Source organism: uncultured Campylobacter sp., from assembly GCF_937997405.1.
In the GTDB taxonomy this organism is placed as follows: Bacteria; Campylobacterota; Campylobacteria; order Campylobacterales; family Campylobacteraceae; genus Campylobacter_B.
The window spans coordinates 1-22,750 of record NZ_CALKTL010000083.1; the positions used below are offsets into that span (position 1 = coordinate 1).

General features: G+C 45.6%; 19 protein-coding genes and 1 pseudogene. 10 read left to right on the top strand and 10 right to left on the bottom strand.

Annotated features, from left to right (window positions below):
• Positions 1 to 106: 106 nt before the first annotated feature.
• On the bottom strand, positions 107 to 730 hold the full coding sequence (locus tag Q0372_RS04550; RefSeq protein WP_297897019.1) for a TetR/AcrR family transcriptional regulator: 624 nt from the start codon (positions 728 to 730) through the stop codon (positions 107 to 109).
• 279 nt (positions 731 to 1,009) lie between these two features.
• Here Q0372_RS04550 and Q0372_RS04555 point away from each other — a divergent pair, with 279 nt between their 5' ends.
• The 4 genes and pseudogenes from Q0372_RS04555 to Q0372_RS04570 all read left to right on the top strand — a co-directional run bounded on the left by Q0372_RS04555 (position 1,010) and on the right by Q0372_RS04570 (position 5,117).
• Entirely contained in the window at positions 1,010 to 1,645 is a 636-nt protein-coding gene (locus Q0372_RS04555; RefSeq protein ID WP_298103118.1) for a helix-turn-helix domain-containing protein, read from the top strand.
• Positions 1,642 to 2,229 (top strand): UPF0323 family lipoprotein, encoded by a 588-nt coding sequence (locus tag Q0372_RS04560; RefSeq protein ID WP_295150449.1) that lies wholly within the window; start codon positions 1,642 to 1,644, stop codon positions 2,227 to 2,229. The genes Q0372_RS04555 and Q0372_RS04560 overlap by 4 nt, the downstream gene beginning before the upstream one ends.
• Positions 2,230 to 2,427: 198 nt before the next feature.
• Entirely contained in the window at positions 2,428 to 3,612 is a 1,185-nt protein-coding gene (locus tag Q0372_RS04565) for a glutathionylspermidine synthase family protein (protein WP_298103121.1), read from the top strand.
• A gap of 573 nt (positions 3,613 to 4,185) precedes the next feature.
• Positions 4,186 to 5,117 (top strand): annotated as a pseudogene (locus Q0372_RS04570) (D-2-hydroxyacid dehydrogenase).
• A 189-nt stretch (positions 5,118 to 5,306) separates the two neighbouring features.
• On the opposite strand, the gene Q0372_RS04575 reads toward Q0372_RS04570, so the two are convergent.
• Positions 5,307 to 6,452 carry a PepSY-associated TM helix domain-containing protein gene (locus tag Q0372_RS04575; protein WP_298103126.1) on the bottom strand — a complete coding sequence of 382 codons (1,146 nt, stop codon included), beginning with the start codon at positions 6,450 to 6,452 and terminating at the stop codon, positions 5,307 to 5,309.
• 50 nt (positions 6,453 to 6,502) lie between these two features.
• Positions 6,503 to 8,473 carry a TonB-dependent receptor gene (locus Q0372_RS04580; protein WP_366810457.1) on the bottom strand — a complete coding sequence of 657 codons (1,971 nt, stop codon included), beginning with the start codon at positions 8,471 to 8,473 and terminating at the stop codon, positions 6,503 to 6,505.
• Positions 8,474 to 8,582: 109 nt separating this feature from the next.
• Here Q0372_RS04580 and Q0372_RS04585 point away from each other — a divergent pair, with 109 nt between their 5' ends.
• Positions 8,583 to 9,539: an AraC family transcriptional regulator gene (locus Q0372_RS04585; protein WP_298103132.1), complete on the top strand. Its 957-nt coding sequence runs from the start codon at positions 8,583 to 8,585 to the stop codon at positions 9,537 to 9,539.
• Positions 9,540 to 9,759: 220 nt separating this feature from the next.
• Here the strand turns inward: Q0372_RS04585 and Q0372_RS04590 are convergent, their stop codons facing one another.
• From Q0372_RS04590 to Q0372_RS04615, 6 genes are all read right to left on the bottom strand, one after another.
• The gene (locus Q0372_RS04590) at positions 9,760 to 10,563 is read right to left on the bottom strand and encodes a transporter substrate-binding domain-containing protein (protein WP_298103134.1); all 804 of its coding nucleotides are present in this window, start codon (positions 10,561 to 10,563) and stop codon (positions 9,760 to 9,762) included.
• A gap of 15 nt (positions 10,564 to 10,578) precedes the next feature.
• Positions 10,579 to 11,382, bottom strand: a complete 804-nt coding sequence (locus Q0372_RS04595) for a transporter substrate-binding domain-containing protein (RefSeq protein WP_298103135.1) — start codon at positions 11,380 to 11,382, stop codon at positions 10,579 to 10,581.
• 65 nt (positions 11,383 to 11,447) lie between these two features.
• The gene (locus tag Q0372_RS04600; RefSeq protein WP_298103139.1) at positions 11,448 to 12,251 is read right to left on the bottom strand and encodes a transporter substrate-binding domain-containing protein; all 804 of its coding nucleotides are present in this window, start codon (positions 12,249 to 12,251) and stop codon (positions 11,448 to 11,450) included.
• Positions 12,252 to 12,273: 22 nt separating this feature from the next.
• The gene (locus Q0372_RS04605; protein WP_298103141.1) at positions 12,274 to 13,083 is read right to left on the bottom strand and encodes a transporter substrate-binding domain-containing protein; all 810 of its coding nucleotides are present in this window, start codon (positions 13,081 to 13,083) and stop codon (positions 12,274 to 12,276) included.
• 616 nt (positions 13,084 to 13,699) lie between these two features.
• A complete protein-coding gene (locus tag Q0372_RS04610; protein ID WP_298103143.1) occupies positions 13,700 to 14,143 on the bottom strand; it encodes a copper resistance protein CopD in 444 nt (147 codons plus the stop codon).
• A gap of 288 nt (positions 14,144 to 14,431) precedes the next feature.
• Complete coding sequence (locus Q0372_RS04615) at positions 14,432 to 15,751, bottom strand: Na+/H+ antiporter NhaC family protein (RefSeq protein WP_298103145.1); 1,320 nt, start codon at positions 15,749 to 15,751, stop codon at positions 14,432 to 14,434.
• An 87-nt stretch (positions 15,752 to 15,838) separates the two neighbouring features.
• Between Q0372_RS04615 and Q0372_RS04620 the strand changes: the two genes are divergently transcribed.
• Positions 15,839 to 16,849: a DUF475 domain-containing protein gene (locus Q0372_RS04620; RefSeq protein WP_298103147.1), complete on the top strand. Its 1,011-nt coding sequence runs from the start codon at positions 15,839 to 15,841 to the stop codon at positions 16,847 to 16,849.
• Between the two features lie 81 nt (positions 16,850 to 16,930).
• On the opposite strand, the gene Q0372_RS04625 is transcribed toward Q0372_RS04620, so the two are convergent.
• Positions 16,931 to 17,665: a hypothetical protein gene (locus tag Q0372_RS04625; RefSeq protein WP_298063740.1), complete on the bottom strand. Its 735-nt coding sequence runs from the start codon at positions 17,663 to 17,665 to the stop codon at positions 16,931 to 16,933.
• 345 nt (positions 17,666 to 18,010) lie between these two features.
• Here Q0372_RS04625 and Q0372_RS04630 point away from each other — a divergent pair, with 345 nt between their 5' ends.
• The 4 genes from Q0372_RS04630 to Q0372_RS04645 all read left to right on the top strand — a co-directional run bounded on the left by Q0372_RS04630 (position 18,011) and on the right by Q0372_RS04645 (position 22,611).
• Positions 18,011 to 18,442, top strand: a complete 432-nt coding sequence (locus tag Q0372_RS04630; RefSeq protein ID WP_298103149.1) for a redoxin — start codon at positions 18,011 to 18,013, stop codon at positions 18,440 to 18,442.
• A gap of 137 nt (positions 18,443 to 18,579) precedes the next feature.
• Entirely contained in the window at positions 18,580 to 19,146 is a 567-nt protein-coding gene (locus tag Q0372_RS04635; RefSeq protein WP_298103151.1) for a sel1 repeat family protein, read from the top strand.
• A gap of 498 nt (positions 19,147 to 19,644) precedes the next feature.
• Positions 19,645 to 20,157: a hypothetical protein gene (locus tag Q0372_RS04640; protein ID WP_298103153.1), complete on the top strand. Its 513-nt coding sequence runs from the start codon at positions 19,645 to 19,647 to the stop codon at positions 20,155 to 20,157.
• 945 nt (positions 20,158 to 21,102) lie between these two features.
• Positions 21,103 to 22,611, top strand: coding sequence for a succinate CoA transferase (locus tag Q0372_RS04645; protein WP_298103156.1), 1,509 nt, complete (start codon positions 21,103 to 21,105; stop codon positions 22,609 to 22,611).
• The last annotated feature ends 139 nt before the right edge of the window (positions 22,612 to 22,750 follow it).

Consider the following 22,750-nt stretch of genomic DNA (forward strand, 5'->3'; position numbering starts at 1 on the left):
CACTTTATAGCGCTTGGTAACAGATAGAATCAAATTCTAAGCCCCAAACCGCTCATAAAATTTAAAGGCGCGAAAAGCGCGGAATTTGTGCCATAAAATTCCGCCACTAGCGCTTTTTTACGCCTAGCAAAAACATATCGATGCGGTCCTTGATTAGCTCGCTCGCTTTGAAATTTAGCTTTTCGTCGAAAAATAGCAGCCTGCTAAAATGCGGCTCTCTAAGTAAAAAGCAAAAATATAGCGCTAGGCTTTTTGCCGTGCGTCCGGGCGCAAACTCGTCCGCATGCGCTGCCAAATACTCATCCAGCGCATTCGGTGAACCTAGCACGCCGCTTTTTAAAAAGATTTTTGGGCTCTCGCTAAGCGCTCCGTTAAAGCCGCTGAAAAGTATCAGTCGGTAGAATTTTATCGCCTCCGGAGCGAAAAGAAACTCCAGATAAATCCCTGCAAACTCCTGCAGATACTCACGCAATTTTAGGTCTTTATTAATTCGCATGCGCTCGTTCATGCGCTCATCGAGCTTTTTGCTTTGCAATTCGATGATGCGCAAAAATAGGCTTTCTTTGTTATCAAAATATTTATAAACCGACGATAGCGAGCCGCCGCTAAGCTCGATGATATCACTTAAGCTCGTAGCCTCGTAACCTTTGGCTAAAAACAGCTCCAGCGCCGCGTCTAAAATGAGCTTACAGCGAATTTCGGATTTTTTATATTTAGGCGATTCGGGCATTTCGCCTCCTTTGAAATACTAAAATTTTTTGTAAGTGTATAAAAAATATACTTAATTAAGCAACATTATTGGGCTAAAATTTTAAAACCTCAGCAAAAAATAATTTTACGCGGCTTTTGCAAGCGAAGCGAAATTTTATATCTAACGGGCGCAAGCGAGCGGAATTTTATCGCGCGCCGGCTGCGGTAAGGCGGAATCTATCTTTGTAAACGAAGCGTTTAATGCCTATTTTAGGCAAATTTAGCAATAATTACCTAAAACGCTAAAAGGCATCTTTGTATGAAAAAAGTCTCGATCGGCGAAGCAGCCGAAATTTTAGGAATTTCAAAAGAAGCCGTCTATAACCGCATCCGCAGAAATTCCTTGCGCGCCGAGGAAAGCGGAGGCGTGCGCTACGTGCTTTTAGATGATGAAATGCAAAGCGAGCCCGCTTCGCAAGGCTCTGCAAAAAGCTCGCGCACCAGCGGCGGGGCGGGCACTCAAAGCTTCATCGACTATCTCATCAAAGAAATCTCCGAGTTAAAAGGTAAAATCGAAGCACTGCAAAGCGATAAGGACAGGCTTCACAAAGAAAAAGAGGAAATTTTAATCGCCTCGAAAGATGAAATCAAGCTGATGTATAAAGAGCGCGACGAGAAGCTCAGGTATTTTTTGTCGTTTTTCGACAAACCGCTGCTTTCGAGCAAAAACCGCGAGACCAAACCCTACGATGTCGAAGTCAAAGAAAAAACCTTCGATCGTAGCGAATGGACGAGCCTTGCAAAATTCGTAAAATCGCTCAAACGCAAAAAGCGCCTCAAAGCGCAAAGCCTAATCATCGAAAATATAGGCAAGAGCGAGTTTATCCGCGTCGAGGGAAACGAGCTTTTGATAAATCAAAGCCTAGATATAAAATCACTGAAAGGATCTAAATGAAACTACGCAAAATCGCTAGCTATGCGTTGGTAAGCGGCTTCGGGCTCGTTATGGCGGGCTCGTTAGCAGGCTGCGACGATAGGGGGCAGGAGCAAAACGTCCGTCTGCAAGAAGGCGCGCTCGTGCGGCTTGAAGAGGTCGCGCCGGGAAAATATAAAATTTTAGAGGAATTTCCAAGCGAAAAAACCCAGATCATCTTAAGATCGCTCGACGGCACGGAGAGAATTTTAAGCGACGAAGAAACCAAAGCCCTTTTAGCTGAGGAAAACGCCAAAATCGACGCCGGCACTTCAAATTTAACCAATCAAAACGCGCAGCTTAGCAGCGGCGGCATGAGCCTGGGCGAAGCGATCTTGGCAAGCGCTGCAGGCGCCATCATCGGCTCGTGGATCGGCGGCAAGCTGTTTAACAACCCAGCCTACCAAAGCCAGCGCCAAACCGCCTACAAAAGCCCGAGCGCCTACTCCAGAAGCGTCGATAGCTTCAATCAAGCAAAGCAGCAAAACGACAAGGCGCGAAGCGGCAGAAGCGGATTTTTCGGCGGAAGCAAGAGCGGCAAAAGCGGCGGTTTTTTCGGCGGCTAAACACGCTTTGAAACATACGGCGGCTCTGCGCGGCGAGTTTAAATTTAGAGCGTAGAGTTTAAAATTTGCGTGAAATTTAGCATTGATTTGACATCGATTTTTCAAAAACGCGCTGTAAAATTCAGCTAAATTTCATCGCTTCTGTCGCGTCTGATCCGCACTGTAAGCGTGCCGTTTAAATTTTAAAAAAGGATAAAAATGCAACTAAAAAAGATAACGCCGTTAAGCAACGAATATCTCGAAAAGCTCGGCTTTTACTGGCACACGGACGCCGACGAGACCCCTTACGTCAGCGACGAGATCGTGCGCGTGAGCGCCGCGGAGGCCGATGCGTATTATGAGGCCGCAAACGAGCTATATGAGATGTTTGTCGCAGCCGCACAGCACGTCATCGACAATAACCTCTTCCACGAGCTCGGCATCCCCTTTAACCTCGTTGATCTAATCAAACAAAGCTGGGAAAACGAGGTGCACTGGCACCTATACGGGCGCTTTGATTTCGCAGGCGGGCTGGACGGCAAGCCGATCAAGCTGATAGAATTTAACGCCGATACGCCCACGGCGGTGTTTGAGACGGCGATCATCCAGTGGGCGATGCTGAAAGAAAACAGCATGGACGAGGCGAGCCAGTTCAACGATCTCTACGACTCGCTGCGCGATAATTTCAAGCGGCTCGTGGTGCTTGACGGCGAGCTTGAGGATTTTTCTAAATTTTACGAAGGGTGGAAAATTCTATTTAGTAGCGTCGCGGGCAACGTCGAGGATGAAAAGACGACGAAACTTTTGCAGCAGACCGCGGAGGATGCGGGCTTTAAGACGCGCTTTGCCTACGTAGACGAGGTGGAATTTAACGACGAAGAGGGGGTGTTTTTTGAGGGCGAAAACTACGAGTATTGGTTCAAGCTCATCCCTTGGGAGGCGATCGCGATCGAGGAGGGCGAGCTCGCGCTCATCTTAAAAAACATCGTGCAAAATCAAAAGGCGATCATCCTAAACCCCGCATACACGCTGCTTTTCCAAAGCAAGGGGATTATGAAAATCCTGTGGGATCTGTATCCGAACCACCCGTTGCTGCTGCAAAGCTCCTTTTCGCCGATAATCGGCAAAAAGATGATCAAAAAGCCGTTTTTGGCGCGTGAGGGGGCGAATGTGGCGATTTTCGACGCCGACGGCAGAAAGATAGAGGAAAACGGCGGCGAATACGGAAATCAGAAATTTTTATATCAGGAATTTTACGAGCTAAACAAAGACGAGCGCGCCCAGAGTTACCAAGCGGGAGTATTTTTCGCCTATGAAGGTTGCGCACTGAGCTTCCGCAAGGGCGGCGAGATACTTGATAATCTCTCAAAATTTGTAGGGCACTACATCGAGGACGCAAAGTAGCGGCGCGGAAATTTTATAAAATTTGAGAAATTTTAGGGCGGAGCATTTTGGCGATAGCTTTAGCAGCAAGGTCCTCGCGGCGGCAAATTTATCGCCGCTCAGCAGCAAAATTTAACGCTAGGAAGCTACCGCAAAATTTAACGTAGCGGCGCGACCGGAATTCTGCGCGGATAAAATTTCGAGCAGGTTAAATCGGCGCGAGCTAAAATTCCGTGCAGATCAAATTGGCGTGAACTAAAATTCCGCGCGGAGCAAGATTTGCGCACATTAAAATTTTAAAATTTAAACGCGAACGGCAGAGGTAAAATTTATCTCTCGCTTCGGCGCAAATTGAAATTTTAAATTTAGACGCAGGTTTCAGCGGCGGTAAAATTTACCGCTTATTTCGATGCGAGTTAGAATTTTAAAATTTAACGCCCCACGCGCCGCTGAGTTAAATTTCGCGAGAGCAAATTTACGCAATAGCTAAAATTTTGCCGTTTAAGCGCCGTGCTCCGACCGCGCGACGGAATTTAGCGGCTAAATTTAGCCGCGCTGTTACGACTTAAAATTTTAAAACGCAAAGGGGGAAATATGAAGATCGTATGTTTGGATGCCGCGACGCTGGGAAGCGATGCCGATCTTAGCGAGATCGCGAGCTTAGGCGAGTTTGAAAGCTACGAGATGACCGAGCCCGCGCAAACCGCGCAGCGCCTAGCCGGCGCGGACATCGTCATAACCAACAAAGTCCTAATCACGGACGAGATCATGGCGCAAACCGCGCTTAAGCTGATCTGCGTAAGCGCCACGGGCACGAATAATATCGACATGCAGGCAGCGCAGGCTCGCGGCATCGCGGTGAAAACGTGGCGGGCTATTCGACGAACAGCGTCGTGCAGCAGACCTTCGCGTCGCTGTTCGCGCTAACCAACGCGCTCGGATACTACGCAGACTACGGATCTAGCGGCAAATGGTGCGAGAGCGAAATTTTTACCCACATTGACGCGCCGATCAGCGAAATTTACGGCAAAGAATTCGGCGTCATCGGGCTTGGACAGATCGGCGAAAAGGTCGCCCGCATCGCCGCCGCATTCGGCGCGAACGTGAGATACTACTCCACTAGCGGCGCGAACGATAACGGCGAGTTTGCCAGAGTGAGCCTAGACGCGCTTTTGAGAGCCTGTGATATCATTTCTATCCACGCCCCGCTAAATGAAAAAACTGCGGGATTGATCGGCGAGGCGGAGCTTGCGAAGATGAAAGAGGGGGCGATCTTGATGAATTTCGGCCGCGGCGGCATCGTGGATGAGGACGCGCTGGCTCGCGCCGTGGACGAACGAGGCCTGCGCGTAGCGTTTGACGTGCTGCAAACAGAGCCGATGAGGGCGGATCATCCGCTACTGCGCGTGAAAAATCGCCGCAACGTCATCATCACGCCTCACATCGCATGGGCGAGCATAGAGGCCCGCAAACGGCTGATAAAGATGATCGCACAGAATATTAGGGATTTTATGAGCGGCAAATAAGCGCGGTTGAAACGCCGGAGCAAATTTAACAAAATCAAGATGCGGCACAAGGCCCACAAAGACTCTGCACATAGTATTTCAAAGCGCTGTATATAAAATTTTATTAACTGAAAAGAAGCGATACCGCTTCGGATAAAATTTTAAATTTACGCCGCGGATAAGCTACCTCTCCGCTTTGAATTCATAGATTTATCTTTTCTTATAAATTCTTTTTATGCTCATCCAAAATCCCGTAACTATAAAAAATAACACTGAAATCGCCGCTACGCAAAATAAGAACTTACCCGCCTCGCCAAAGATATAGCCCGAATGCACGCTCAAAACGGCTTTATGTATAGCAAAAGGGCGCGGCATGATGCTTTTCGCATCATCATAGCGAGCATGCCGCAAGATGCCCTTTTTAACGTTTATACTCATCGTATTCATATGCTCTTCGCCCTCTTCGCCTTTATCGAAATAAAAGATCATAAAATTTTCTCCATCTTTTTGGGCGATAATATTGAAGAATTCGTAGTTTTCACCGCGTTCACGCTTAAAAATATCAAATGCCGTCTGCAAATTTAAAATTTTATCTTCATCCTCAAGCGAAAATCCTCGCACTTCGGTAAAACTCGTTTTCCTAAAAATTTCCTTTTCGCCTAGCGCTCTGTTGGTGATTTTGGCTATCCAATCATACGACCAATAAAGCCCGCTAGCGTTTATCGTAAACAAAATAGGCAGCAGTAAAGCTCCGACCGCGCCATGCAAGCTATATAAAAAAGCATAACCTCTAGCTTTAAAATTTATCCTAAATGCGCGTAAAATCTTTCCTCTAAAGCTAGGATAATAGATCACCACGCCTGAAATTAAGACTAAAATAAACATAACCGTGCTAAGCGCCACAATATTTTTGCCTATTAGCCGCAGAGTTTCGTTTTTACTTAGCCCAAATCCCAGATTGGTATGTAGGTTTAGTATTACGCCGATAAACGTATCGCCTATGTTTTCCGAAGTAATTTCGCCGCTATAAGGATCTATAAAATATGATTTAAACTCGCCGCTAGAATCTGTGCCAGAAAGCCTAATCGCCTCATTTTTATTTTGAGGAATTCTATAATAACTGAGCGTAAAATCGGGCTTAGCTTTTCTGAAAATATTTAAAATTTCGGCGGGTTCGAGGGCATCTTTTTCGCTCGGACTCACGAAAGATTTGCTTTGATTTAACGCATCTATAATCTCGTCGTGATACGAGATAATAGCACCGCTAAGGGCTATGATTAAGATCGGCACACAGCATATAAGCGTCAAAATAAGGTGGACATTGAACCAAAATTTTTTCCTTTTTAGAATCGCCATTAATTTCCTTAAATTTTAAATCCGCAGACGAAATTTTATGCGCCGCGAATTTAAAAATTCACGTTAAATCCAACCTGCGCCTTCATCCCGTCTACGACCATCATTTGATAATTTCCCGAGCGCGTTAGTACGAATTCGTTGAATATGTTATAAAGCGTAAAATTTAAACTTGCGTCTTTTGTAACTTTATAGCTCGCGCCCAGATCAAAAAGCGTGTATGCGCGGATATCCTCATCGTAGCTTAGGCTATCGCGCGTCCTACTATAATAATTTATTTGCGACCATAAGTTTAGCTTAGAGCTTACGTCGTAATCAAATCCTAGCTTTACCGAATGGATTGGAAAATTATTTAAGGTTTTACCCTTCTCGCTACCCGTTTTTTGCTCGGATTTCGTATAGGCGTAGTTTGCATGCAGCTTCAAATTATCTAAAATTTGATAATCGCTACTTAGCTCTAGACCCCTAACCTCAGCTTCTCCGATATTTATAGTATCCCAAATACCGCGTCTGTAAGTTTTGCCGTTATGCACGCAAGGATTTCCCGGTCTTGGACGGCAAATTAATTTGGTAGAAATTCCATCTTTGATTTTGGTATAAAACGCGGTAGCGCTAAATTTAAATTTATCGTTATCGTCGTAAGAAAACCCGCCTTCGTAGCTTATGCTGCTTTCAGGCTTTAAAGAGCTTCTGCCTATCTGCGTTCCCTGGCCTCCTGCAAATGGCAGGGCAAGGCCCTCGCTACGCTGCTTAATATCCGGAGTTGAATATCCCGTCGAAACGCCGCCTTTAATAGAAAAACTTTCGTTTAAACGATAAACGGCATAAGCGCGCGGCGATATATGGCCGCCGTAGTCTTTATCGCGGTTATATCTGATTCCGCCGGTTAGCGTTAAATCATCAGTTAGATAAAAATCATCCTCGCCGTAGATCGAATAATCCCATCTTTTGACATTTGCCTCATCTGCGGTAGTAGCGGCTTCGTTTAATCTCTCGCTTCGGTATTGCACGCCCAAACTCAAAGCATTTGAATCGAAAAAATATGAGCCTTTAGAATTTAGCGTAGTCGTTCTAAGACGCAGATCCTGGGCGCCGCTTTCTTTCATGCTATCGTAATTTGCGTAGCTATCTATCATAAACTTATCGTATTTTCCCTGATGAGATAGGCTTGCGGTGTAGCCTTTCATATCCTCTTTCGCAATATCGTTATTGCCTCCCGAGGTTGTTCGCGTACGCCCGTATGTACGCCTAAATTTATTATTTACTTTACGATAATCGAGCATTATCTCATCATTTTGCGTTACGTTATACATCAGTTTTGCGCCCATATTCGTCTCTTCATTATTTCTATTCGCATAAGGCTCTTTGTCCTCTATCTTTTCAAAAAATCTGCCGTAAAGTGCGATACCTAGTACGTCCGGGACGATAGCTCCGTTTAGATAAAAGCCCGTTTGATAATCACCTTTTATTTGCGATTTTTTAGCGAAAGTATAGTATCCGTTTACATTGCCGCTAAGCTCATTTGAAAAGCCTTTAGTGATGATATTTATTACTCCGCCCATAGCGTCGCTGCCGTAAAGCGAGCTCATAGGCCCGCGGATGACCTCTATGCGCTCTATCGTATTTGCGGGAGGCAAGAAATTTTGGCTACTGCCGATACTTCTTAATCCTTTATAAGCGCTATCGCTAGTCGCAGGCTTGCCGTCGATTAAAATTTTCGTATATTTTTGAGATAGGCCTCTTAGACTTATGCCTTTTCTCGATGCAGCGCCTAGTGTTGCGGTAAAGGCACTCGGCAAATCTTTTAGCATTGCGGAGATATCTTGGTAGTTGCGCTTTTGTATCTCTTTTTGCGTAAGAACGGAAATGGAAGCGGGTGCGTCTTGGATATTTTGCCGATGGCCCGTAGCACTGACTACAGTAATTTCACCCAAATTTACGCTTTTGTCCTGTTTTTCTATCTCGCTCGATATTCCGGCTGTCGCTATAGCAGCGATCAGCGATAATTTATATATTGCGCGCACAAACGCCCCTTTTCTTATTAAAATTTAAACTCATTTTACTATAATAAGATATGCATTATCAAGAAATACTAAACGGCAGAGGGATTATTTTAAACGCTAAAGGGATAAGATGAGTAAAGAGATAAGTTTAGATGATTTTTTGCAAAAAATATCTAACAGCATTGAGCCGTCCAAGCAATGCAGGTATAACAAAACCGAGCTTGAAAGCGAAAGCATAAAATTCGGCTTTAGCTCTTTTTATACGGGCGGAGAGATAGGATATTATAGCAGCGATATAATTTGCAGAGATTTTCTTTTGCATCGCCACGAGCGAGGTAGCCGCTATTCATTTTTATTTTTCAATACGGGCGAAAATCCTATCTGCTTCAGATCGGATAAAGATCAATTCGTTTTGAATAAAGGTGAGTTTTGGCTCGGAACTATGCAAAGCAAATTGCGTGGCGTTCACGAGCTTGAAAATAAACACTATAAAAGCTCCTGCATAGCGCTTAGCACCGCTTTTGCGAATGAACTAGGAATTTTAAAAAATTTGAATTTAGATCAAGCAGTTTGCATGAAGAAATTTAAAACAAGCGCCGTGCAAAATATCATCCTCAAGGAGCTCGAAAATGCCGCGATATACGACGGCAAAATGCGCGAAATTTTTATGGAAAGTAAAATTTTAGAGATGCTTTATAAAAGTTTTTATAAATTTAATGAGCTTGAAAATACGCTTAGTCTTGATGAAAATGACATAAAAACAGTCCAAAAAGCAAAGAAAATATTACTTGAAAATATGCAAAACCCACCTAGCATTAAGGAGCTCGCTCGTCTTTGTGCCACGAATGAATTTGCACTAAAAAGGGATTTTAAAGCATATTTTGGCACGAGCGTTTATGCGATGCTGACAAATGAGCGGCTTGGAATTGCAAAAGAGCTATTAAGTCTAGATCAAATCAGCGTAAACGAAGCCGCTAAAATGGTCGGATACAATAATTTATCGCATTTTTCTAAAATTTTTAGGGCTAAATTTAATATACTGCCGACGCAACTGAAAAAGGATATAAAATTTTACTACTCGGATTAGAATTTTGCGCGACCGACTATCTTTTAGAAGCCACATTCTTTCGCAACCGCATATCAAAATCTCATAAAATTTTATATCGCAACCAAGCCCGCAAAAATACGGAATTTAAATTATAAATGCCGCCGAAATCTTGGCAGCAAAAGCGAGCTGCGATCAAATATCGCAGCTGCGTGTATGTTTGGACGTCAAAGGGCGCCTAAAATTTTAAATACGTCTAAATTTAAAACAGGCTATAAACCTCGTCTAGCGTGAAGTGCTTTTTATCGATCTTGCCGCCGTAGTATGGCTTGATATCCTCGTCAAAAGCCTTATGGAAAAATTTCGCTTTATACATTTTTACTAGGCTGCTATTAACCGCATCAAGTAGCTCGGTATTGCCCTTAGATAGGGCAACGGCGATATAATCTACCTTGCCGAGGTTGATGATTTTTGCATCCAGCGCGGCATCGTTTCTAGCGTATCCGAGTACGATGGTATTATCGTCGGCAAAGCCTATGCCCTCGCCAGCCTTTAGCCTAGCGACGCACTCATTCGCGTCGGTACATGTCGCAATCTCATAGCCCGCGTTTTTAAAGTGCTCCTCGGCAGTTGTGCCTTTAACGCTTAGAATTTTTTTATGCGCGATCTGATCGATTCTTGAAATATTATCATCCTTACGGCTTAGCACGCCAATTTGCACTGAATAATACGGGTAAGAAAAATCGACTTTCTGAACGCGATCTTTTGTGACGGTAAGCTTGGATATGATGAGATCTACTTTGTTTTGCTCCAGTGAGGGGACGCGATCTTTAGATGCTACGGAGATAAAGTCGATTTTGATCTTTTTATTGCCGAATAGATTTTTAACTAGCTCATTTGCCAAGTCAACCTCAAAGCCCTTTAGCGTGCCGTTATCATCGAAGCTAAACGGAGGCTGGGAATCTTGCAAGCCTATGCGAATTTCGCCTGCTTGCTTGATATCTGCTAGGGAATTAGCGCAAAGCGCGCCAGCACCCAGCAAAATACTTAGTAGAATTTTTTTCATATTTCGTCCTTTTAATTAAAACATTTTATAAAGATCATCTAACAAGAAATATTTTTTCTCAGCCTTGCCCTTGTAAAAAGGATCGATGCTGTCGTTAAAAATTTTCTTGAAAAAGCCGTTTTTGCTGAGTTTGACAAGCCCGTCATTTAAGGCGTTTAGCAAGTCGTTGTTGCCTTTTTGCACCGCGATAGCTAAAAATTCCGATGTACCTAAATTCTTGATATTTACCTCTACCTTGCGATCTACGACCGAATAACCCAAAACTACCATATTATCGTCTGCATAGCCGCTGCCGTGACCGGATTTTAGCGCACGGAAGCATTCTCTCGAACTAGCGCATGAGATAACTTTAAAGCCTTCCTTATTAAAATAATCAAAAGCCGTAGTGCCGGGCTCTGCTAAAATTTCTTTATCCTGTAGGTCGCTTATTGTCTTGATATTGTCATCGCTACGGGTTAGTACGCCGATATTTACGCTAAAGTAAGGGTTTGAAAAATCCACTAGCTTCTCGCGCTCTTTCGTAACCGTAATCGCCGCGATATCCAAATCGACCTTGTTATCTTGCACGGCTGTGATACGATCATTGCCTAGAGTTACGACATATTCGATTTTGCCGCCCTTATCGCCGAAAATTTCTTTCACGAGCTCTTCGATAAGCGAAATTTCAAAACCGCTATATCTTCCGTCCTCAGAGACGCTAAGTGGCGGCAGTGAGCCGTCTATCCCAATGCGAATGAGCCCTTTTTCTTTGATCTGCGCTAAAGAGTTAGCAAATAACGAACACGAAGCGATTAACAACGCAAATATAATCTTCTTCATAAAATTCCTTTAAATTTTACTAAAATTTTGCCAGCGAATAGAATTCCATCCATCGCCGCTTTAAATCAAAACAAGCTGTAAAGATCGTCCAGCAAGAAATACTTTTTATCAATGGTGCCTTTATAAAAAGGCTCAATACTCTCATCAAAAATTTTTGTAAAAAAACCCTTTTTACTTAGCTCGATTAGTCCCGCATTTACCGCGTTAAGCAGCTCGGTATTGCCCTTTTGCACTGCGATGGCCAGGAAGTCCGTCGAGCCTAAATTCTTGATATTTACTTCGACTTTGCGATCGACTACGGCGTAAGCGAACACAAGCAGATTATCGTCTGCGTATCCATCGCCCTTGCCCGATTTTAGAGCGTTAAAGCATTCGCTTGCACTATCGCACGGCGCTACGTTATAGCCCTGTTTCGTAAAGTAATCAAACACGGTGGTGCCGGGCTGCGCCAGTATAGTCTTTCCGTTTAGATCGGAGACCTTTCTGATATTATCGTCGCTACGAGTTAGCACACCGATATTTACGCTAAAGTATGGATCGGAGAAATCTACCAGCTTCTCACGCTCTTTCGTAACCGAGATAAGCGCGATATCTAAATCGACTCTGTTGTCCTGCACCGCTTTTATACGATCATCGCCCAAAGTTACGACATATTCTATCTTACCGCCTTTATCGCCGAAAATTTCTTTAACAAGCCCTTCGATTAAAAGTATCTCAAAGCCGCTATATTCGCCGGCTTTAGCGACGCTAAACGGCGGAGACGAGCCATCTATGCCGATGCGAATAACCCCTTTTTCTTTGATTTGAGCCAAAGTGTTGCTAAAAAGCGAACACGCAGCCAGCATCAATGCTAGGATTATCTTTTTCATAGCGCCCCCCTCTTTTTAAAAATTACAGCAAGCTATAAAGATCATCTAGCAAGAAATACTTTTTCTCTGCAGTTCCTTTGTAGTAAGGCTCGATGAAATTATCGAACGAATTTTTGAAAAAGCCCTCTTTGCTTAGCTTGATTAGCTCGCCGTTTAGAAAATCCAAAAGCTCCGAATTGCCCTTTTTCACACCGATGGCTAAAAAATCCGAAGTGCCTAAATTTTTGATATTTACTTCAACCTTTTTATCTAATACCGGATAAGCCAGCACGACTAGGTTATCATCGGCATACCCGTCGCCCTGTCCAGCTTTTAGCGCCTTGTAGCAAGCGTTTGCGTTATCGCATCTAGCGATATTATAGCCTTGCTTTTCAAAGTATGTTTCTGCAGTACCGCCGCTAAGAACTAAAATAGTTTTATCTTGTAATTCATTTAAGGATTTAATCTTATCTTCGACGCGGGTCAAAATTCCTATATTGACGCTAAAATACGGGGTCGTAAAATCGATCTGCTTCTCGCGCTCCGGAGTTACGGTAAGAGTTGCGATAACCGCATCCACCTTATCTTCTTGTAGGAATTTTATACGCTGATTTGCAAGCACGGAGGTAAACTCCACCTTTCCGCCTGATGGAAGCATATCTTTAGCGATGGCATTTGCCATATCGACCTCAAAGCCCTGATGCACGCCGTCTTCTATCTTGCTAAAAGGCGGCTGCGCGTCATAAACGCCTATTCTAAGCACTCCGCTACTTTTGATCTCGGAGAGCGATCTTGCGCAAAGCGCGCTACTGGCCAAAGCTGCGACGAGCAGACCTAAGAGAAATTTCTTCATCCTTTTTCCTTTCTCATAAATAATTTCAAAATCATTGCCACGGCTACGGAAAACCTCAAAATCCCGCCCGAATGGCAAGCAGACATTAAATCCGCCCGCAGGCGAAAAGCAATTTTAGCTTTTTATATCTTTAATGATTATTAAATAGTAAGTAAAGTCGCCAAATAAATTCGCTTTTTAATTGTCTGCTTCGATTTTGCGCGAGTTTTTTTAGAATTCTCATCCGCGTCCTAGCGGTAAAATTTAAAATTTTTAAAATTTTGCAAAATTTTAAAGCCACAGAATTTTACAAAATTTTCAGCGTAGGATTGGGTTAAAAATTTTATGGGCGTTTTAAAGCTTACGATGAAATTTTTAAAATTTTATGAGATTAAATTTTGCAGATTGCATTTGACAAAACAGCACAAGAAAGGAGTGGAATTTCAAAATTTCGCGCTTTAGCGCAGACATAGCGGAATTTAAAATTTTTAAATTCCTACGCCCGCCCAGTAAAATGAAATTTTAAAAATTTTTAGCAAGCGCCATATTCTAAAAGCAAGCAAAATTAAATCTGTGCCACACTGCAGAATTTCGCGATAAAAGTCACGCTGCCATCGCTAAATTTTTGCGCTATAAATCATACTACAAACATCAGCTTGGCACAAAGCACGATGATGAAGCCGAATACAAAAGCGATTTTATGGATGTTCGCTCGTAAAAACTCAGGCGCGGGCCTTCCCATTGCGCGGCAGCTTAAATTTATCGCTACGCACGCGGCGATGATGAGCGCGAGCGTGACTTTTAGCATAAAGATTTTTTGAAGCGGCGTGCCGAAATACCCGCCGTTAGCGCTACCGACCCAGCGGCTCATCATCATTCCGCCGGTGATTATCAGCGTAAAAAGGCAAACCGGCATGATCTTAATCGCGTGCGAGCCGATCGCTTTTTTAACGCGCTCAAAATCCGCGCCCAGCGTGCTTTTAAGCCGCATAAAAATCACGACGTCAAAAAATATGTATCCCAAAAAGATAATGGCGCAGATGAGATGCACAATCTGCACGTAAGGATAAATTTGCTCCACCACCGCTCCTTGCTATGAAATTTCGCCCATTTTATGCGAAATTTCAAATTTTAGCAATGATTTTTATCAACACGCCGCGAACGGTTAAATTTAAGTAGATCGCGCGAGCGACGCAAATAAATTTGGCAAAATCGCGCGGATAAATTTAAGAGTAAAGCCGCGCAGCTAAATTTAAAAATGGCCGCATTTGTAAATTTACAAAATTTACGAGCAGCGCTGCACGGACGAAATTCTAAAATTCTAAAATTCTAAAATTTCGTCCGCGAAAACCCGCGCAAATTTCGCAATCTATAACATCATCGAAAAGATTATGCCGAATATGATTAGCGGGATATTAAAGAAAATAAAGGTCGGCACGCAGGTATCCCACATATGGCTATGCTCGCCGTCGATATTCAGCCCCACGGTAGGCCCAAGCGTGCTATCGCTCGCAGGCGAGCCCGCATCGCCGATACCGGCAGCCACACCGATGATAAAGATCGTCGCCGCCGTGCTAAAGCCCAGCTGCGCGGCTAGCGGACAATAAATCGTAGCGATGATAGGGATTGTGCCGAAGCTCGAGCCTATGCCCATCGTCACGAGCAGTCCGATGCCGATCATCAGCAGCGCACCGCCGAGCTTGCCGCCGCTTAAAGTGCTCGCTACGTGCACCAGCTCATTCACGCCGCCGGTTTCTTTTAAGATAGTGCCGTATCCTGCGGCGATCAGCATCAAAAACGCGATGTAGCCCATCATATGCACGCCTTCGTCGAATACGCTATCGAGCTTCTTCCACTCGATGCCTTTGCTCGCAAGCATTACCAAAATTCCGCTAAGCGCGGCAAACGGAAGGGATTTGATCCAAATTTGCACCGCGAAGCACACCGCGATGCCCGCTAGAGCGCCCCACTCTCGCATACCCATCTTAAGCTCGCTAAAATGCGCATCCAGGCTCTCTTTGGTTTCGGCATACTCCCTCGGCTTGCGGTAGTAGATCACGGCCAGGATGAGGCCCACGAGCATCGGCACGGCGCTTAGCCACATTACGCTCGATATATCGCTTAGGCTTACCGCGATGCCGTTTGCGTTCATATTTTTTTCGATTAGCCCCATAAAGATAAGTCCGAATCCCAGCGGTAGCGCCATATACGGTGTCTGCAAGCCGAACGTCAGCGCGCATGCTACAGCGCGACGGTCGATCTTTAGCGAGTTCATGATCTTGACTAGTGGCGGGATCAAAATCGGGATAAAGGCGATATGCACGGGGATTAAATTTTGTGAGAAGCACGCAAAAAAGGCGATCGAAAAGATAAAGACGTATTTTTTGTCGCTGATTAAATTTGCCACCGCGCGCACCAAGATCGCCGTTAAGTTGGTCTTTGAGATCGCGCTTGCGATGACGCCTAGCAACAGATATGAGAGCGCGGTTTCTAAATTTCCGCCCATGCCGAGGCTGCCGGCGTTTTCGGGGTTGCCGTTTATGAATAAATTTATGGCATCTCCCAGCGGGATCTTGCTTGAGAGCACGGCGCAGATCGTGCCGATTAGGATCGCAAGCATTACGTTGCACCTCAGCAAGCACAGCGCGCACATCACACAGATACTGATAAATACGGGATTGGTAAGCATCTTTTGCCTTTTTTGGAATTTTTGCAATTATATAGAATTTAGGGCTAAATTTTGCTAAAATCGCGCAAAAAATCGGCTAGGACGATGATGAAATATTTTTACTCCTCTTTTGTAGTAAGCCTAATTGCGCTTGCTATCGCGTTTTATATCGGCGGCGCGGGGGCTGCATACATCTGCGTGCTTTTGTGCGCACTTGAAATCAGCCTCAGCTTCGACAACGCCGTAGTCAATGCCAAAGTGCTAAAAGATATGGCGCCGGTGTGGCAGAGCAGATTTATCCTCTGGGGCATTCCGATCGCGGTTTTTGGCATGAGATTTTTATTCCCCGTACTAATCGTCGCCACAAGCGCGCATCTGGGTCTTTGGGAAACCCTCGTGCTGGCGCTTAAGCAGCCGCATCGCTACCATGAAATTTTAAGCGAGAACGAAGCGCAAATTTACGTTTTCGGCGGCGCGTTTTTGCTGATGGTCTTTTGCGATTTTTTCTTCGATGCGCAGCGCGAGCTACACTGGCTGGGCATAATCGAAAATAACGGGCTCGTGCGGTTTTTAAAGCGCATTCCAAACGCGCCCACGCTGATCGCTCTAGCCGCGGGGCTCGTGCTGCTTGCTAAAACGGGCTCAGGGGCGCTCGGCGCGGCGTATTTCGGCGCGATCCTGCTCTATCTGCTCATCTCCTGCTTCGACCGCCTTTTCGGCACGGACGGCGTAAAAAACGGCCTTGCGGGCTTTTTGTATTTAGAAACCCTAGACGCGAGCTTTAGCTTCGACGGCGTGATCGGCGCGTTTGCGCTAAGCGACAATATCTTCATCATCATGCTAGGCCTCGGCGCCGGCGCGATGTTCGTGCGTTCCATCACGCTGTATCTCATCGCCCGCGGCACGCTGTCGCACTTCGCGTATCTGGAGCACGGCGCGCACTATGCTATCGCGTGTTTGGCGTTTATAATGTTTGCCAAGCTGAAATTTGAAGTAAGCGAAATCATAACGGGCACCGTGGGGATCTTATTCATCGCACTATCGCTCCTTTCGTCGGTGCTTTACAACCGCCGCAACAAACGCAAACTAATCGAAACGATCGCGGGAAACAACGAGTAAAATTCTATGATAACAAAACGAAACCAAAATATGAGATTTAACAAAATCTATTTAAATATCCAAGTTATATGGGGAATTTTATTAATCCAATTTCGATAAATACGCTTCATAAATTTTAGCTATTTCTTTGCCCGTTCGTCTTATTTCTTCATCGCTTTTAAGCCCGTGACGACCACCTAAAAAGTAAATTATCACAACCAGCGCTCCGTAGCTATTTTTAAAATAGAAAAATTTCTTGTAATCCTTGAAATTTCTTTCTTGTAGCTGCGTATTTTGATCGCCGAACGCTACAATAAAGTCATCTTTATAACTTATGCCCGTACAAATAATTATCTTTGGTCTATATTCTTTTGCCCATGAGTTAAATATCGGAAATCTGTTTAATCTAATCCATTTAATATATTCGTCTTTATCTTTAAAACCCGTTTCTTTGCTAATAGCTTCAGTCCATCTGCTGTGATTAGTATCTTTAAAGGATAAAGGATATAAATTCATCTTAAAATATCCTTTGCCGCCTCGCGAAAACGGTTTAAAAGTTTCATTAAATTTGACATGATTTTCTTCACCGTTTATTGCCGCCAAAAGTTTTATAGCTTTTATATTAAACTGGTATTTTAAATTTTCCTTACAATCCTCGTATATGGCAGGAATTTTTAAATCATTATTTTTAAAAATATTTTGTAGTTCTTCTTCTTTAAAACCACCTCCCCACTCTAATCCGCAAAGCCAAATACTAGGGTTTTTCGGCGAGCCTATATCACCGCCGTCACAACTGCCGAAATTCAAAGCCCATCTTTTAAAGTCATCATTTATCATTTGCTTTCCTTATTATGATTTTTTATTCGATTATTTTATAACGCTATTGCTTAAAGCCGAATAAGGGCGATTCGGTTAAAATTCTACTCAAAGCTAGCATAAAATTTAATCACCTAACGATAGCGCCGCGCGGAACCGAGACCTTTGTCGTGCAATCTTTTTAACTCCCGCTTATTTGGTAGTAAAATTCCACTTATGGGTTCACCGCTCTCGTTTGCGCCGCCAAAAATCCTTACTTAAACACAGCTCGTCAATGATACCAAGAAGCTGCAAAATTTCATCCGTTAAGCGGGTTTTAGATTTTTTATGCTATTTTTGCGACCTATTTCGATCAAAAGGCGAGAGATGATAAATTTACCGAAAAATTGCGTAGTTTTTACCTACCCGAAAATGGGCGACAGCGGCAAATTTTTGCCCGCAGAGTTGCGCGGTGCGGCGGGGCTTACAGGCTGCACGCTTCAGTGCAAGGCATACGAGAGCGCGCTTGCGCAGATAAGAGCCCTAGGCTTCGAGCTTATCGCCGTAGGCAGTATGGGCGAGGTGGGCACGAGCGAGTTTAAGTGCGCTACAGGCGCCTCGTTTGAGTTCATAAACGACGAAAAATTCGAGCTTGAAACGCCGCTTGGGCTAGAAACCTTCACCACCGGCGACGGGAAAAAATTTTACCACCGCCAAACCCTGATTTTTAGAGGCGGCAAAGAGATAAAGCGCTTTAGCCGCATCGCTGAACCCGAGCAGGACGCGCAAAACGTACTTGCGGCGCTAAAGAGCCTGTGATCGATCGCTTTGGCGGCGTGCTTTAAATTTTGCGCTCCAAACACATTGCGACACGGAGCTGGAATTCGGAGTAGAACGCATTTCTATTAAATTCAGCATTTTTAATTAAAATGGCACTAAATTTAACGGAGGCGGGTATGAAAAAATTTCTATTTCTGGCGCTATTTTGCGCACTTGCGGCAAACTGCGACGAGAGCGCGCCAGCGGATAAAATTTCTGCGGCGGATAAAACAGACAAAATAACGAGTATCGGCGAGACTGCCACGCAAAACGCGCACTTTATAAAGAGCGGCAAGGCAAGCGCCGACTCGCAAAGCAGCGCCGATGCGGTCATCCAAACGGACGGAATTTCGCGGGCGGATCTGCAAAGCTGCATCGTAAAAAGCGACGAAGGCTCCTGCGAGCGCGTCGTGCGCGGTCTGAAAAGCGGCTGCGAGCGCAAAGATCAGCTATCATGCTTTTTCTACGCAGATGCGCTAGGGCGCGGCTTGGGCGTAGAGAAGGACGTCGTGGCGTCGTTTGAGCTTTTTCGAGAGCAGTGCGATACCGGCAGCAGCGAAGCGTGCTACGAGCTGTCGGTCAAATATCTCCAAGGAATCGGCACCCCTCAAAGCTTTGAGCTCTCGGGGCAAGCGTTAGATAAGGCATGCAAAATGCACAACAAGCGCGCCTGCGCGGTGCTCGATCTACTGCCGAAAAATTAGTACGGAAGAGGCAAAACGCCCCTTCGGGCTCGCGCCAAGTTCGCTCTAGGGCTAGATCGCGCGGGCGCTTCATAATTTCGCCGTGCGGGCGCTTAAATTTTACGTCTTGCGCCGAGGCGTCGCTTGCGGCGCACGGGATCACGTTCAAGCAACGAGTTCAAGCAAACGAGCGCCAGCGTATTTCACTAGATACTAGCCGTGCCGGGGCATACTGCACAGGGTGGTAATTCGGTGGAGAATAATGCCTCGCGCCGAAATTAGCGAGTGATCTGTATTTAAAAGCGCGATCGTAGCCCAGCGGGCTTAAAAGCTTCGAATGAGCGAGACTCGGTTTTAAATTTTGAAGCGAATTTCGCAAATGCGGCGCGTGACGCGATAAAAGCGCCGAGCAAGAGCGGCTTTGCTAGGTTTTCGGGAGCGGTTTAAATTCGCAAACGCGACTAAAATTTTACCGCGAAAAGCTAAAATTTTACGGCTAGATCGGAAAAAGGAGTAAAGATGAAAGCTTTAAAGCTTGCGCTGGCGGCGGCGCTTAGTTTGGCAAGCGCGGGCAGCGAAGCCAAAGAGTTTAAATTTAGCGGCGCAAAAACTAGCGCGCTTTTAGCAAAATGCAGCAAAAAGGACGCCGCCGCATGCTACGAAGCGGCGATGAGATATGAGCTTGGCGGTCGCGGCGTCGTGCGGAACCGCCTCAAAGCGCAGGGCTTTTTCGCAGACGCGTGCGAGCTCGCAACCCTCGCCGAGCGGAGGCAGGGAGATAAAATGAGCGGCGCAGGCGAGCACGCGATGAGCGATCTGCGCGAGCGAGCCTGCCTGGGCAACGCCGCAGCACTGGAGAGTTTCGCGAGTGGGCAGTGCCGCAGCCTCGTGATATACGACGAGCTTTGCGAGGACGGCTCGCAGGAGGCGTGCGACAATCTAGCGCGGATGAAGCGCGAGGGCTGGGCGCCTAAGGAGAGCTGTAGCGAGGAGATAGTCGCGAAATTCGGCGACGGCAAGCCGCAGAAGTAAAATTTTACTGGCTTTTACGGCGATAAAATTTTAAAATTCCGCGAGTATAAAATTTGCCGAAATTTTATAGAGCTCGACCGAAAATGGTAACAAGGCGGACTAAATTTTAAATTCTAAAACGCGTTTAAATTTGCATCGTAAGCGGCGTCAATTTTTGGGCTCAGAGAGATTAGAATGTACGCGGCAAGGCTCTTTGAATTAAAAATCTCGTGTAACGGCTGGAGCTACAATTTTAAGAACCAGAATTTAAACAAATCCGCAATTTAGTCGTGACGATGATATGATTTTTAGAATTTTGCAAGCGTAAAATATCAAAATTTTGCGTATCTACGTCGAGCCGCTCCCAAAAAAGCGCGAAATTTGAAATTTTAAACTGCCGTCTTGCGTGTAGTGGCAAGAATTTCAGGCAGAGGGAATTTCAATTAATGCGGATTAAAATATAGGTGCGGCGGGCAAATGCGTGCACCGCAAGTGATGCAATTTCAAATATGGGCTCAAGGCTAGCAAGACGCAGAATTTGAACGCCACGAGCGATAAATTTTAAAATATCTATTTTAAAATTGCGAAGCGAAAATTTAAATTTAAGTGTGGCGAGCGATTAAATTGTAAGGGGTGCTTAAATTTAAATATCGCGGCCCACAAATTATGCGTAAATTTTGCGCTTAAATTCCGCAAAATTGGGTGCGCGATGAACGTTTAATGGTATCGTGGCAAGACTATAAACTAAGCTTCAATCACGCTAAAACCCTATTTACCGAGCGCTTGTGCAAGCGGGTATTGCAAACCGCCGAAGTAAAAAAAGCCCAATCGGAAGCGTTTGTGGCGTATACCAACTGATCGCGCCTCATATTTTGCTCTATAGTCTAGCTCGCGCACGAAATTTTAGATTTTGAAATTTAGCGCAAAAATATTATAATTTCGCCCAAATCACGGCTAGGACGGAAAATGAACTCACGCGTGCAAAACGAATATCTAAAATCAAAAATTATGAGCGCCGAGGAAGCCTGCGAGCTGATTCCAAATGGCGCATCGGTGGGCTTTAGCGGCTTTGTTGGGGCGGGCTGCACGCTAGCGCTGCCGCAGGCTCTGGCGCAACGAGCGACAGCGCTGCACGAAAAAGGTGAGCCCTATCAAATCGAAATTTTTACAGGCGCATCGACCGATCCGCTTTTAGACGGAGTTTTGGCAAAAGCAGGTGCCGTGAGCTTTCGCGCGCCGTTTTTTACGGATGCCGATATGCGCCGTGCGATAAATAGCGGCGCCGTGCGATACGCGGATGTGCATCTATCAAGCCTTGCCACGCAGCTTAAGGCGGGCTTTTTTCCACATCTAAACTTTGCTGTGATCGAAGTGGTAGCGATTAAAGAAAGCGGCGAGCTCGTGCCGTCTACATCGCTAGGCAACAACCAGGCCTGGCTCGATATCGCCGATCGCGTGATTTTAGAAGTGAATTACTATCAGCCGCTTGAGCTGGAGGGCATTCACGATGTCACGGATCTACGCCTGCCGCCACATGCCGAGGATCTGCCGATCAAGCACGTAGGCGATCGCGTAGGCAGCCCTTACATGCATGTAGATCCTGCCAAAGTAGTCGCTGTCATAGAGGCTAGGACGCATGATCGCGTCAATAATTTCACCGCCGTGGATGAAATTTCAAGTGCGATCGGGTGCAATGTCGTAAAATTCTTAAAAAACGAGGAGGCTTGCGGCAGGCTTCCCGCAAAGAAGCTACTGCCGCTACAATCGGGCATCGGCAATGTCGCCAACGCCGTGCTTAGCTCGCTACAAGGCGCTGGCTACCAAGGGTTGCAGTGCTACTCCGAGGTGATCCAAGACGGCATGCTAGATCTCATCAAAAGAGGCGTCGTAGGCACTGCAAGTGCCACAGCGCTATCGCTTAGCCCTGCAGGTGTCGAGGAATTTCAAAAAAACATCAATTTCTACCGCAAGCACATCATACTGCGTTCACAAGACGTCTCCAACTCGCCAGCACTCATCAGAAAGCTCGGCGTCGTGTCGATGAATGGCATGCTCGAGGCAGATATCTACGGCAATATAAACTCCACCAACGTCATGGGGTCGCAGATGAAAAACGGCATTGGCGGTAGCGGCGACTTCGCTCGCAACGGATATTTGTCGCTATTTCTTAGCCCGTCGCTCGCTAAAGGCGGCGCGATCAGCGCTATCGTGCCATTCGTGAGCCATGTCGATCATACCGAGCACGACACTCAAGTCATCATCACCGAATACGGTATCGCCGATCTGCGCGGTAAATGCCCTCGCGAACGGGCTCGCGCGATGATAAGCATCGCACATCCCACCTACCAAGGCGCGCTGAGAGATTATTTCGAGCGGGCATGTGCGCAGCCCTGTGCGGGGCATACTCCGCACATCTTAAGCGAGGCGCTGTCGTGGCATCAAAGATTTAAAGATACGGGGAGTATGAAGGCTTAAAAGCAGATTTGCTCAAGTTAAGGCGCTAAAATCTAAAGCTAAGCCCTTTCTTGCGCTGAAGCGGGAAAGTTTGCACTTAAAAATTCCGCCAAGTTGATGCCTGACCACTCTGATCCGTAGTTGATAAGTTTAGAAGCTG